We start from the raw sequence: 13,458 nt of genomic DNA on the forward strand, positions 1-13,458 counted from the left end.
CGCCGGGCTCGGGTTCATCATGACGTGGACGATCCCCGCCACCACCATCCCGGCCATGAGCGGCAGCATCTGCCGCAGGGCGGGCGTCGCGACGCCGCTCACCGCCGCGGCCTGTTGCAGCACGGCCTGCCCCAGATGCTGCGAGCCGAAGAGCTGGCGCATCATGGCGTCCATCTGCGGCTTGGCCTGCGCGGTGGTGGATGCGCTCGGATCCATGAAGCTGAACATCTGGGTGAAGCCGGTGGGATCGGCGGCGGCGTTGCGCTGAAGGCCGAGGGTCAGGGCCGGCATCAGGGCTTCCATGGCCCGGCGGGTCTGGTCCGGCGACAGGCCGAATTGCTGGCCGAAACCGTTGGCCCCCATGCCACCCTGCGCCTGCATGAGATCGAACAGGTTGAACATGGCGGCGGCCTCATGATCCCATCGCGGTCAGGCTTGCGTCCGCCTGCTGTCGAGAGCCGAACTCTGTCGCATCCCAGCCGTACTTACCAGCCCGGGATCATGCCCGTTCCGGCACTAAACCAGTGCGTTCGGCCTCTCCGGGGCCGGAATCTCGCCTCCGGAGGCATCCGCATCGGCCTCGGCGGGGAGTTTCGGCGCGAAACCGGACCGTTCCTCCAGCTGCGCCACCGTCCGGAAGGCGAGGGCGATCCCGATCGCCCCGAAGGCGACGGAGCCGAAGCCCACCCCGGCGATGATGCCCTTGGGGCCGTACAGATAGGCTCCGAGGAGGGCCGGGGGCACGGTTCCGATCGTCGCCCGGCCCCAGTTGAGGAAGGTCGAGAGGAAGGGAAAGCCAAGATTGTTGAACGAGGCGTTCGCCAGGAACAGCAGGCCAGTGAAGAACCACACGCCCCCGCTCACGAGGCAGAAGAAGACGAAGAGCTCGGCGGCGGTGCCGGTGAGTTCGAACAGGCTCGTCAGCGGTCCGCGAAAGACGATCAGGGCGGCCCAGATCACCAGGACATAGGCCGCCGTCACCAGCGCCCCGTCCCGCAGCACGCCGCGCATCCGGTCGAACCGCCCGGCCCCCCAGTTCTGGCCGAGGATGGGACCGATGGAGCCGGACATGGCAAAGAGCCCGCCGAAGGCCACCGGGGACAGCCGGTCGATCACCACGTTGCCGGCCACCGCCACGGCGCCGAATTTGGCGAGCGCATGGGCGATGAAGGCGCTCGCCACGGAGGGGGCGAGGTTAGTGAGCACGGCCGGCAGGGCGATCCTGAACACGATGGGCGCGTCCGCGATCACGTCCGCCCATGTGGGGACGGCCAGCATCCGGTGCTGACGCACGCCCCATAGGCCGACGAGGGCGAAGGTCGCCCGCGCCACGCAGGTGGTGATCGCCGCCCCGTCGATCCCCAAACCCGCCGTGAAGATGAGGAGGGGGTCGAGACCGGCGGTGACGATGGCGCCGCCGAGCGTCACGTACATGGCCTGACGCGCCGCTCCGATGGCGCGCAGCAGGCCGGAGAACATCATGCCCGGCCCCATCAGGAGGTTCGAGGGCAGGGCGATCCAGAGGAAGCGCTCGGCCACGGGAAGCGTCTCGGCGTCGGCGCCGATCCACGACAGGATGAACGGCAGGACCGGCAGCATCGCGAGGACGAGGATGCCCGAGACGACGATGCCGTGGATCGAGGCGGAGGTGGCGAGCCGCCGGGCGCCGGCCTCGTCGCCGGCGCCGATCGCCCGCGAGACCAGGGCGCCGGCGGCGATCATCAGGCCGATATTGATGGCGATGGCGAAGAACTGGACGATGGTGGCAAAGCCCACCGCCGCCGTAAGGGTCGGGTCACCGAGCTTGGAGACATAGATCAGCGAGAGCAGGTCGACCACGAAGATCGCCATCAGGCCGATGGAGCCCGTGCCGGTCATCACCACGACGTGGCGCAGGATCGATCCGGTCACGAACCGTCCGGCCTCCTGTCGGACGACGGGATTCCCCGACGTCTTGCGGGTGTCAGGCATCCGACGGGGTGTCCTGGGGTTGCAGCGTGCGGGTCGCCGCCTCGCGCCGCTCCATGCCGATGATGTCACGCGTTTCGGTGCTCAGCGCCCGCGAGGGGCGCTTGGGCACCGTGAGCGGCTCGGGCTTGATCTCAGGGCTACCGCCCATGTAGCGCGATTCCTCCGGCAGGGCGCCCGCCTGCTGAAGGACGAGGCGGGCGATGTCGCGTTTGCGCACGTCCTGGGCGGTGGCGGCGGCTGCGTCAGCCGGGATGCCGAGCCCTTCCAAAGTGGCGCGGCCGAAGGCGATGGCCGATTCCACCGTCTCGCGCAGCTGGTAATCCACGTCCCGGTTCATCAGTTCCACCGAGTGCATCCGGTCGTAGGCGCGGACATAGGTGCGCACTGCCGTGAACTCCTCATGGACGATGTCGACGATCTTCAGGGCGGCCTGCGGGTCGTCGACGCAGATGCAGAGGAGCTCCGCCCGGCCCACCCCGGCGGCGCGCAGCACGTCGAGGCGGGTGCCGTCGCCGTAATAGATGCGGAAGCCGAAGCGCGAGGCACTGCGGATCTGCTCCACGTCCTTGTCGATCACCGTGACGCTGATCCCCTCGGCGAGGAGCACCTGGGTCAGGATCTGCCCGAAGCGGCCGAAGCCGACGACGAGGACGCGGGCCTCGGTGCTCTCGATCTGGTCGGGGGCATGCTCGGCCGCCTCCGGCCGGTGACGGGACAGGTAGCCGTCGAGGGCCTTGGCGGCGACGGGGCCGACCAGCATCGTGAGGGCGGCGAGCGCCACCGCAAAGCGCGTGGAGGGCTGGTCGATCAGCCCGAGTTCGGCCCCCGCCGGCAGCAGCACGAAGGCGAACTCGCCGGCCGGCGCGAGGATCGCCGCCCCGCGCACCGCATCGAGCCAGGGCGAGCCGAACAGGCGGAACAGGCCGGCCACAAGAGCGACCTTGATGAGGATGGCCGCCGCCGTCGCCCCGAGCAGGGCGGGCCACGCGCTTCTGAGCAGGCCGCCGTCGATGGACATGCCCACGCTCATGAAGAACAGGCCGAGGAGCATGCCGCGGAACGGCTCGATGTCGGCTTCGAGCTGGTGCCGGAAGTTCGATTCGGCGAGCAGGACGCCGGCGAGGAAGGCGCCCATGGGCATCGACAGGCCGACATGCTCCATCAGCATCGCGGTGCCGAGCACCACGAGGAGGGCCGCCGCCGTCATCACCTCGCGCGCGCCGCTGGCCGCGAGCAGGCTGAAGAACGGGTTGAGGCCGTAGCGGCCCACCAGCACCACGGCGAGGAGGGCCGCACCCACGGTTCCGGTGGATGTCAGCGCCGGCCCGAGCCACGCATCGTTGCCGCTGCTGCCGGTGGAGGCGAGGAGCGGCATCAGGGCGAGGATCGCCACCACGGAGATGTCCTGGAACAGCAGCACCGCGAAGGCGCGGCCGCCATAGGGCGTGCCGAGGTCTCCGCGTTCCTCGAGGAGCTGCAGCGCCACCGCCGTGGCCGACAGGGCGAGGGCGACGCCGATGACGAGGCTCGCGGCCGGGGTGAGCCCGAACAGGGCACCGGCGCCGGCCAGCACAATCGTGCACAGGAGCAGCTGCGCCGCACCGAGCCCGAAAATGTCGCGCCGCATCGAGATCAGCCGGGAAATCTCGAGTTCGAGGCCGACGATGAAGAGAAGGAGGACGACGCCGAGCTCCGCGACGCTCGCGGCGGTCTCCGGCTCGGCGATGAGCGAGAAACCGAAGGGGCCGATGATGACCCCGGCGACGAGGTATCCCAGCACCGCGCTCTGCCCGATGAGGCGGAAGATCGGCACGCCGATCACCGCCGCCGACAGAAAGGTCAGCACCGGCGGCAGGAAGCTCACATGGGTGGAGGCGCTCGCCATGTCGATCCGGTCTGTGAGGAGTGGGGTCGCCCGCGGCCGATGCCACAGGCGCGTCGCCGTGCTCTTCTCTTAGACCAGGGGCACCGCCCCCGCCACGCCTGCATGGCGTGGACGGGCGGTGTCGGAACCATCACCGGTGCGGAGCGGCACGCGGTTCAGGCGAAGCGGCGCGTCACCTGACGGACGGCGCGATGGGCCAGGATGATCTTCGTGGCGTCCGACGGCGTATGCGCGTCGTAGGCGTCGAGGACGTCCCAGCGGGTTAGGCCGATATCGTTCAATTCCCGCTCGGAGAGAGAGCCGAGCTCCACGAGGCCGCGCTCGTCGGCATCGTTGCGCGAGAACACGGAGGCGGCCTTGGTGAGAAGGCTGCCGACGAAGCGGGTGGCCCGGCCGACCTGCTCGGCGGCTGCGTCGCCCGGGGTCCAGTTGAGAGTGCTGTTCATGATCCTAGTATCCAAGTTCTCGGCGCACGTTCACGATGAGGACGGTGATGCACGGCGAGGAAGGTGATGGGGGTGATGTGCGCCCCTTTCGCCGTGAATGACGTGCGATCGAACACTTAGCCTCAATAGACTTGCGGTGCCTGCAGGTCTGGTAGAACCAGACCACGGATAAACCTCAATCACCGACCGAATGACCAGTTTGGCGGCATGGCGAATTCGAAGTCATGCTCAATAATGCACGTTTCGCCATCTTGATCAGATCTTAACGATTCGGGGGCGGCGTGCCTCCCATCTCTCGTCCCGGCGGCCGATCAGGAACTGGGAGGCATCGGCCTCGCCGGTGCCTGCATCCGTCACGTCCTGCCGGATCAGGCCGATATCCTTCAACTCGCGGTCCGACATCACCGAGAGCTTGCGCAGGACGCGCCGGTTCATGGCCTGGCGCGACAGGCCGGCGGCGGCGTTCGCCAGGAGCTGGCGCGCGAGCTGCGCGAGCCGCCCGGGGAGAGCGCCGGCATAGGTGGTGGATTGCGGCTTCAGGAGCGTGGTCATCGGTCGTCCTCGTCTCGTCCGTCGTGAACTTTCGACGGTGATGCGCTCGAGGCCCCTGGCGGAGACAGGGACAGTCCAGTACGCTTTGCCAGAATTGTCCGGACGGTGGAGCAGTACAGATGGCGGGATCGGCGCGGACGACGCTCACCCTGGTGGACACGGTCTCGTCCGCGATCACGGAGCGGATCGCCGGGCGCCAGCTCATGCCCGGCGCGCGGCTGCCCTCGGTGCGGGCTTTTGCCGAATCCATGGGCGTGTCGAAATCCACCGTGGTGGAGGCTTATGAGCGCTTGGGCGCGGAAGGCGCCATCGTTGCGCGCCGGGGCTCTGGCTTCTACGTGGCGGGCAAGACCCGCCCGCTCTGCCTCAAGGAGATCGGGCCGCAGCTCGACCGGGCCGTGGACCCGCTCTGGATCACCCGGCAATCGATGCAATCCGGGCCGGACCTGCTGAAGCCGGGTTCCGGCTGGCTGCCGTCGTCATGGATGCCCGAGGAGGCGATCCGGCGCGCCCTGCGCCACATCGCCCGCGACCCCGATTCGAACCTGATCTGCTACGACAAGCCCCTCGGCTTTCCGCCGCTGCGCAGCCAGATCGCCCGGCGTCTCGCCGACAAGGGTGTCGAGGCGGAGGCCGACCAGATCGTCCTGACGGATTCGGCGACTCAGGCGGTCGACCTGCTGTGCCGGTTCCTCCTCGACCCCGGCGACGCCGTGCTGGTCGATGACCCCTGCTACTTCAATTACCATGCGCTGCTGCGGGCGAACCGGGCGAAGGTGGTGGGCGTGTCCTTCACACCCACCGGGCCGAACGTCGCTGAACTCGAACGGCTGATCGTCGAGCACCGGCCGCGATTCTACCTGACCAATTCCGCGCTCCATAACCCCACCGGCGCCACCCTGGCCCCGGCCGTGGCCCACCACGTCCTCAAGCTCGCCGAGGCGCACGACATGCTGATCGTCGAGGACGACATCTTCGGCGACCTCGAAGCCGACCCGGCCCCGCGTCTGGCGGGGTTCGACGGGCTCGACAGGGTGATCGCGGTGGGCAGCTTCTCCAAGACCCTCTCGGCCTCGATCCGCTGCGGCTACATCGCCCTGCGCCCCGACTGGGTGGAGGGGCTGATCGACCTGAAGCTCGCCCTGAGCCTCGGCAACGGACATCTCTCCGCGGCGCTGATGCATCGCCTCATCACCGACGGAGCCTATCGCCGCCACCTCGCCGAGATCCGCGAGAAGCTCGCCCGCGCCATGGGCGAGACGGCGCGGCGCCTCGAACGCTGCGGCCTCACGCTATGGACCGAGCCGCGCGGGGGCCTGTTCCTGTGGGCACGCCTGCCGGACGGGCTCGATTCCGCCGATGTCGCGCGCCGCGCCCTCGCCAGGGACGTGGTGCTGGCCCCCGGCGCCGCCTTCAGCGCCGGGACGGGCAGCCGCGAGTTCCTGCGTTTCAACGTGGCCCATTGCGCCGATCCGAGGACGTTTTCGGTGTTGGAGGACGCCATGGGGGCGGTTTGATCAGGGTCCGGCTGGCCCTGCCCGGAACCCACCGCCCGGGCCGAGGCTTTGAAGAGATACGGCAAAGCTCAAAAAACAGGTCGGGAGGACCCATGTCGAAGCCGGAGTTGAAGCAGCCGCGTCCGCCCGAACTGTTCTCGCCCTGGCGCAGCGAGGTGCGCGCCCGGCTTCAGCAGGAGGCCCGCGACTTCGCCCGTGACGTGGTGCTGCCGCTGGCCGACGAGCTCGACCGGCAGAAGGCCGAGATGCCGCGCTCGCTCATCGACGCCATGGCGAAGAAGGGCTGGTTCGGCATCACCATCCCGGCCGAGCATGGCGGTCTCGGCCTCGGCGTGTTCGAATATTGCCTGGTCTCGGAGGAATTGGCCCGCGCTTGGCTCTCCGTCGGCAGCATTCTGGCGCGGGGCCAGGGGCTCGGCACCCAGACCCTCGACGAGGAGCGCCGCCGCGCTCTCCTGCGCAAATCCGCCCGCGGCGAGTGGATCGGCGGCATCGCCTTGTCCGAGCCCACCGCCGGGTCCGACCTCGCCGGCGTCCAGACCCGCGCGGTGCGCGACGGGGACGATTGGGTGCTCACCGGCACCAAGCGCTGGGCCGGGTTCGCACTCGCCGCCGACTTCATCGAGGTCCTGGCCCGTACCCGCGAGCCGGAGCCGGGCGAGCCGCGCTCGGCCGGGCTGGAACCCTTCCTCGTGGTCAAGAAGCCCGGCACCTTCCCCGAGGGCATGACGGGCCATGTCATCGACAAGATCGGCTATCACGGCTTCCTCACCTTCGAGCTCGAACTCGACGGTGTGCGCGTGCCCGAGGGCGACCGCCTTACCGGCCTCTACGGCGACGGCGGCGCGGATGCGGATTCCGGTGGCTTCGCCTCGGTGCAGCGCGGTCTCAACATCGCCCGCGTCCACACCGCCGCCCGCGCCGTCGGCGTCGCCCGTGCGGCGGTGGAGGATTGCCAGCTCTACCTGCAGGAGCGCGAGCAGTTCGGCCACCCGATCGGCGAGTTCCAGGCCCTGCGCTTCGCGCTGGCCGACATGTCGGCGGAGGTCGATCAGGCCCGCGCCTACTGGCAACAGGTGGCCCACCTTCTCGACGAGGGCGAGGCGGCCGAGAGCGAATCGGCCAAGGTGAAACTGCTCGCCACCGAGATGGCGGTGCGCGTCACCAACCGGGCGATGCAGCTCCACGGCGGCAACGGCTACACCACCGAACGCCGGGTGGAACGGTATTGGCGCGACGCGCGGCTCACCACGATCTTCGAGGGAACGAGCGAGATCCAGCGGCGGATCATCAGCGACCGGATGCTGGGGCGCAGGTAAGTGACGCAAGGGAGGGACAGTCCCGATCCTTTGCCGGTGTGCTCCGTCCGCCCTGACACCATGGTGCATTTTGCGCTATAGGTGGTTGACAGGGGCGGCCTCGCCTCGCCACATCCCGGCTATCATGAGCGATCCTCTCTCGAAGACCTTTCCCGACGGTTCGGCCAAGCCGCCTCTGGAGATCCTGCTCTGCGCGCCACGCGGCTTCTGCGCCGGTGTGGTCCGTGCCATCGACGTGGTGGAGCGTGCGCTGGCGATCTACGGACCTCCGGTCTACGTGCGTCACGAGATCGTCCACAACAAATACGTGGTCGAGAGCCTGAAGCGTAAGGGCGCGGTGTTCGTGCGTGAGCTCGACGAGGTTCCGGACGGCAACGCCCCGGTGATCTTCTCGGCCCACGGCGTCGCCAAGACGGTGCCGGCCAATGCCGACAATCGCGGCCTCGTCACCATCGACGCCACCTGCCCGCTGGTGACCAAGGTCCATCGCGAGGCCGAGATCCACCACAAGCGCGGCCGCCACGTGCTGCTGGTCGGCCATTCCGGTCACCCGGAAGTGGTCGGCACCATGGGCCAGCTGCCCAAGGGCTCGATCACCCTGGTGGAGGATCTGGAGCAGATTGCCGCCCTGGAACCCGACAACCGCGACAACCTCGCCTGGGTGACGCAGACGACCCTGTCGGTGGACGACACCCGCCACATCGTCGCCGCCCTGAAGCAGAAGTTCCCGACCATCACCGGGCCGCACAAGGACGACATCTGCTACGCCACCACCAACCGCCAGGAAGCGGTGAAGCAGGTGGCCCCGCTGGTGGATGCCGTGATCGTCGTCGGCTCCTCGAACTCCTCGAACTCGCAGCGCCTGCGCGAGGTCGCCGAGCGCGTCGGCTGCCCGATCACCCGCCTCGTGCTCCGCGCCGAGGAGATCGACTGGCCGGCCTTCGAGGGCATCCGCAAGCTCGGCCTCACCGCCGGCGCCTCGGCCCCCGAGGTGCTGGTGGAGGAGATCATCGACGCCTTCGCCGCCCGCTACGACGTCACCGTCGACACGGTCTCCACGGTGGTGGAGGACATGTCCTTCCCGCTGCCGCGCGAACTGCGCAGCGAAGCCGCCGAGTAGGCCACGTCGCTCGTTTTTGTCGCTGGGGGCGCCGAAGGGCGCCCCTTCTCATGTCTGCCCTCCAACGTCAGCGAAGCCCGTGGCCGTCTATACCGAGGTCTCCGACGAGGCGCTGACCGCCTTCCTCGCCCAATACGAGATCGGCACGCTGCTCTCCTACAAGGGCATCGCCGAGGGCGTCGAGAACACCAACTTCTTCCTGCACACCACCGCCGGCTCCTACATCCTCACCCTCTACGAGAAGCGGGTGGATGCCGGCGATCTGCCGTTCTTCCTCAACCTGATGCAGCACCTCGCCGCCCGCGGCCTCGCCTGCCCGCAGCCCATCGCGAAGCGCGACGGCGTGGCGCTCGGCGAACTCTGCGGCCGGCCGGCGGTGATCGTGAGCTTCCTGGAGGGCGTCTCGGTCAAGCGCCCCACCGCCGACCATTGCCGGGCCCTGGGCGTCGCTCTCGCCGGGCTGCACCGGGCCGGCAGCGATTTCGGTATGACCCGCGCCAACAACCTCTCCGTCGACTCCTGGGAGCCGCTGTTCCTGGCGGCCGGCCCCGCCGCCGACACCGTCTCCGAGAGCCTGACGGAGCGCGTGCGTGCCGACCTCGCGGTGCTCCAGGCCGGCTGGCCGCGCGGCCTGCCCTCCGGCGTGATCCATGCCGACCTCTTCACCGACAACGTGTTCTTCATCGGCGACGACCTGTCGGGCCTGATCGACTTCTATTTCGCCTGCACCGACGCCTTCGCCTACGACCTCGCCATCTGCCTCAACGCCTGGTGTTTCGAGCCCGACGGCACGTTCTTCCCCGACAAGGGCGAGGCGATGATCGCCGGCTATCAATCCGTGCGGCGCCTGCAGGACGACGAGGTCGCGGCACTGCCGATCCTGTGCCGGGGCGCGGCCCTCCGCTTCATGCTGACCCGCCTCGTCGACTGGCTCAACGTGCCCGCCGGCGCCCTGGTCCAGCCGAAGGACCCGCTCGAATACGATCGTCGGCTGGTGTTCCACCGGGCGGCGACGCAGGCGCGCGATTACGGCTGGCGCGAATAGCGTCCGCGCAGAGACCGGGGCATGAAAAAGCCCCGGCCGTTTCCAGCCGGGGCAAGGTGGTCTCGTTCCGAAGGGCCTAGAAGAAGCCGAGCTTCTTGGCCGAGTAGCTGACCAGCATGTTCTTGGTCTGCTGGTAATGGTCGAGCATCATCTTGTGGTTCTCGCGGCCGATGCCGGACTGCTTGTAGCCGCCGAAGGCCGCGTGGGCCGGATAGGCGTGGTAGCAGTTGGTCCAGACGCGGCCGGCCTGGATCGCCCGGCCGAAGCGGTAGGCGCGTGTCCCGTCGCGGGTCCAGACGCCGGCGCCAAGGCCGTAGAGCGTGTCGTTGGCAATCGAGAGCGCGTCGGCATCGTCCTTGAAGGTCGTCACCGACAAGACGGGTCCGAAGATCTCCTCTTGGAAGATGCGCATCTTGTTGTGGCCCTTGAACACGGTGGGCTTCATGTAGAAGCCTTCCGCGAATTCGCCGTCCTTGACGTTGCGCTCACCGCCGGTGAGGCATTCGGCGCCTTCCTGGCGGCCGATATCGACGTAGGACAGGATCTTCTCCAATTGCTCGGAAGAGGCCTGCGCGCCGATCATCGTGGTCGGGTCGAGGGGCGAGCCCTGGGTGATCGCCTCGACGCGCTTGATCGCCCGCTCCATGAAGCGGTCGTAGATCGACTCGTGCACCAGCGCGCGGCTGGGGCAGGTGCAGACCTCGCCCTGGTTGAGGGCGAACATGGTGAAGCCTTCAAGGGCCTTGTCGAAGAAATCGTCATCCTCGTTGGCCACATCCGCGAAGAAGATGTTCGGCGACTTGCCGCCGAGCTCCAGCGTCACCGGGATGAGGTTCTGCGAGGCGTATTGCATGATCAGGCGACCCGTCGTCGTCTCGCCGGTGAAGGCGATCTTGGCGATGCGGGGCGAGGAGGCCAGCGGCTTGCCGCATTCCAGGCCGAAGCCGTTGACGATGTTGAGGGTGCCCGGCGGCAGCAGGTCGGCGATGAGTTCGGCGACGACGAGGATCGAGGCCGGGGTCTGTTCGGCGGGCTTGAGGACGACGCAATTGCCCGCCGCCAGAGCCGGGGCGAGCTTCCACACCGCCATCAGGATGGGAAAATTCCACGGGATGATCTGCCCGACGACGCCCAGGGGCTCGTGGAAATGGTAGGCCACCGTGTCGTGGTCGATCTCGGAGATCGAGCCTTCCTGCGCACGGACGCAGCCGGCGAAGTAGCGGAAATGGTCGATGGCGAGGGGGATGTCGGCGTTGGTCGTCTCCCGGATCGGCTTGCCGTTGTCCCAGGTCTCGGCGAGGGCGATCAGGTCGAGATTCTCCTCCATCCGGTCGGCGATGCGGTTGAGGATGAGGGCGCGCTCGCCCGGCGCGGTGCGGCCCCAGGCCTCCTTGGCGGCATGGGCCGCGTCGAGGGCCTTCTCCACGTCCTGCGCGTCCGAACGGGCGACCTCGCAGATGACGCGGCCGGTCACCGGCGAGGTATTCTCGAAGTAGCGGCCGTTGACGGGGGCGACCCACTGGCCGCCGATGAAGTTCTCGTAACGGGCCGAGAACGGCGCCTTGGTACCTGACGACAGGAATTCCGGCTTGTTCATGTGCGTATCCTCCATGTTGTTCTTGTAAGCGCCAGCAGAGGCCGGACGCGGTGCCAAATCAAGATAGACTTTTGGCCAAACCGGCTCGGATCGACGGCATCGAGCGGGACGGCATCGAGCGGGTCGGCGCGTGGTCCCGCTTCTGTGGCGGGGAGCCACGCGCCCGGGCAGTCTAGCGCCTCTGCGGCGGTCTGGCGATGCCGCGGGCCGGCGATTTGGAAGACCTCGCAAAACTCCCGATCACCGTCGGTTCTCCCTCGGAGTACGGTGCCGCGGCGAGAGTTTAGCCAAGATCGATCATCCTATTAGATCACCTCATTCTGAGGTGCCCTTTGCTTGAGCAAAGGGCCTCGAAGGAGCCATCCAGAAATCGCGCGTCGACTGGAGGCCTCCTTCGAGGCCGCTACGCGGCACCTCAGGATGAGGTTAACCTTTGGAAAAAACCCTCAAAATGGCTCGGCTGGACACTCACCGTCCCGGCGGCAGCCGGGTGAAGCGTCGGGCGGTGATCCGCCGGGCAACCGAGCGGTCGATCCTCGGGCCGGCCCGCTCGATGCCGTCGCGGTGAATCATGACGCCGGTCGGGCGCCCGTCCGGCTCGATGTCGAACGCCACGCGGATCGCCCCGTCCCGCGCTACGAAGTCCTGCCCTACGAAGTCCTGCCCCACGAAGGCCCTGTCGCTCTCGGGGGTGAGACTGATGCGGGGCTCGCCCGATCCCTGTCCGAGGCCCTGGGCGATCAGGCGGTCGCCGTCGCGGGTGATGCCGAGGACCGAGCGCGGGCCGGTCCGGTAGAAACCGACATAGCGGTCGAGGACCGCCCGGCCGACGCTGATCTCGGTCCGCGCCGGCTCGCCGAGATAGAGCGCCGCCAGTTGGCGCGAGAGGGCCTGGGCCGGCACGATCTCGGTATTGCCGAGCACCACGATGGTGAGCCCGAGATCGGGGTAGGAATCCTTGATCGCGCTGAAGCCGCTGATGAACCCGCCATGCGACCACAGCCGGCGTCCGTAGGCCGTGCCGATGTACCAGCCGAGGCCGTAACCGTGGCCGTAATCCGTCACCATCGCCCGGCGCGACTCGTCCGACAGGACGCGGCCGGAGAACAGCGCCCTGTCCCAGGCGACGAGGTCGTCGAGGGTGGAGGCGAGCATGCCGGCGCCCGACGGTGCGCTGGCGGCTAGCGGCAGGGCCTGGCGCCACTCGCCCGCTTCGCGGCGGTAGCCGGTGGCGCGCCGGGGGAGGATCGCGCCCGGATCGGCGTCACGGGTCGAGGACAACCCGGCCGGCGCCAGGACCGCGTCGGTGAGGTAGCGCGCGAAACTCTGGCCGGTGACCCGCTCGATCAGGCCCGCCAGGAGGATGTAGCCGGTATTGCTGTATTCGTGGCCGGTCCCGGGCGGGAACAGCAGATCCTCGCGGTAGAGCAGGGCCACCGTCTCCATCGGCGCGCGCTCGAGCCGGCCGAGTTGCGTCGCGTAGCCCGGCAGGGCGGTAACGTTGGGCAGGCCGGAACTGTGGTTGAGGAGCATCCGGATCGTCATCGCAGCCCAGGCCGGCGGCAGTTCGGGCAGGTAGCGGATGGCGGGATCGTCGAGGGAGAGGGAACCGGCCTCGGCCAGTTTCAGGATCGCCGCCGCGGTGAACTGCTTCGTGATCGAACCGATGCGAAACAGGGTGTCCGGCGTGTTGGGGACGGCCCATTCCCGGTTGGCCAGGCCATAGGCGCGGCGGAACACGGGGATGCCGTCCCGTGCCACGATCACCGCGCCGGAGAAGACGCCGCCTTCCGCGTGGGAATCCATCAAAGCGGCGGCCTTGCGCGCGAACGCCTCCGCCTCGCCGCCGATGGCTGCGCCGGGCGGCCCCTCCTGCGCGGCGGCGGGGGCGGCGAGCAGCAGCGACAGGGCGCAAGCGCAGGCGAGAACGCGGAGAAACATGAGACGCGATGATCCGTCGGCGACGATCCGGTCAAGGTCGCGGGGCCAAGGTCGCGAAGAAATGT

11 protein-coding genes are annotated in these 13,458 nt (G+C 68.5%); 4 read left to right on the plus strand and 7 right to left on the minus strand.

Annotated features, from left to right (window positions below; genetic code table 11):
* The 5 genes from FPV16_RS10390 to FPV16_RS10410 form a co-directional block, all read right to left on the minus strand.
* Positions 1–402: DUF937 domain-containing protein (locus FPV16_RS10390; RefSeq protein ID WP_227438134.1), on the minus strand; the 402-nt coding region annotated here is incomplete at its 3' end.
* A gap of 114 nt (positions 403–516) precedes the next feature.
* Complete coding sequence (locus tag FPV16_RS10395) at positions 517–1,971, minus strand: MATE family efflux transporter (RefSeq protein WP_227438135.1); 1,455 nt, start codon at positions 1,969–1,971, stop codon at positions 517–519.
* Positions 1,964–3,856, minus strand: a complete 1,893-nt coding sequence (locus FPV16_RS10400; protein ID WP_227438136.1) for a monovalent cation:proton antiporter-2 (CPA2) family protein — start codon at positions 3,854–3,856, stop codon at positions 1,964–1,966. Before FPV16_RS10400 ends, FPV16_RS10395 begins: the two co-directional genes overlap by 8 nt.
* Positions 3,857–4,011: 155 nt before the next feature.
* A complete protein-coding gene (locus FPV16_RS10405) occupies positions 4,012–4,302 on the minus strand; it encodes a DUF1127 domain-containing protein (RefSeq protein WP_227438137.1) in 291 nt (96 codons plus the stop codon).
* Between the two features lie 255 nt (positions 4,303–4,557).
* Positions 4,558–4,854, minus strand: a complete 297-nt coding sequence (locus FPV16_RS10410; protein WP_227438138.1) for a DUF1127 domain-containing protein — start codon at positions 4,852–4,854, stop codon at positions 4,558–4,560.
* A 119-nt stretch (positions 4,855–4,973) separates the two neighbouring features.
* On the opposite strand from FPV16_RS10410, the gene FPV16_RS10415 reads away from it, so the two are divergent.
* From FPV16_RS10415 to thrB, 4 genes are all read left to right on the plus strand, one after another.
* Complete coding sequence (locus FPV16_RS10415) at positions 4,974–6,371, plus strand: PLP-dependent aminotransferase family protein (protein WP_227438139.1); 1,398 nt, start codon at positions 4,974–4,976, stop codon at positions 6,369–6,371.
* A 92-nt stretch (positions 6,372–6,463) separates the two neighbouring features.
* Positions 6,464–7,690 (plus strand): acyl-CoA dehydrogenase family protein, encoded by a 1,227-nt coding sequence (locus tag FPV16_RS10420; RefSeq protein ID WP_227438140.1) that lies wholly within the window; start codon positions 6,464–6,466, stop codon positions 7,688–7,690.
* Positions 7,691–7,814: 124 nt separating this feature from the next.
* Positions 7,815–8,810, plus strand: a complete 996-nt coding sequence (gene ispH, locus FPV16_RS10425; RefSeq protein ID WP_018045088.1) for a 4-hydroxy-3-methylbut-2-enyl diphosphate reductase — start codon at positions 7,815–7,817, stop codon at positions 8,808–8,810.
* A gap of 79 nt (positions 8,811–8,889) precedes the next feature.
* A complete protein-coding gene (gene thrB / locus FPV16_RS10430; protein ID WP_227438141.1) occupies positions 8,890–9,855 on the plus strand; it encodes a homoserine kinase in 966 nt (321 codons plus the stop codon).
* A gap of 76 nt (positions 9,856–9,931) precedes the next feature.
* On the opposite strand, the gene adh is transcribed toward thrB, so the two are convergent.
* Both adh and FPV16_RS10440 read right to left on the minus strand, forming a co-directional pair.
* Positions 9,932–11,452, minus strand: coding sequence for an aldehyde dehydrogenase (gene adh / locus FPV16_RS10435; RefSeq protein WP_227438142.1), 1,521 nt, complete (start codon positions 11,450–11,452; stop codon positions 9,932–9,934).
* 468 nt (positions 11,453–11,920) lie between these two features.
* On the minus strand, positions 11,921–13,393 hold the full coding sequence (locus FPV16_RS10440; protein ID WP_227438143.1) for a serine hydrolase: 1,473 nt from the start codon (positions 13,391–13,393) through the stop codon (positions 11,921–11,923).
* Positions 13,394–13,458 lie beyond the last annotated feature (65 nt).

This window comes from Methylobacterium sp. W2 (assembly GCF_020662345.1).
Taxonomy (GTDB): Bacteria; Pseudomonadota; Alphaproteobacteria; order Rhizobiales; family Beijerinckiaceae; genus Methylobacterium.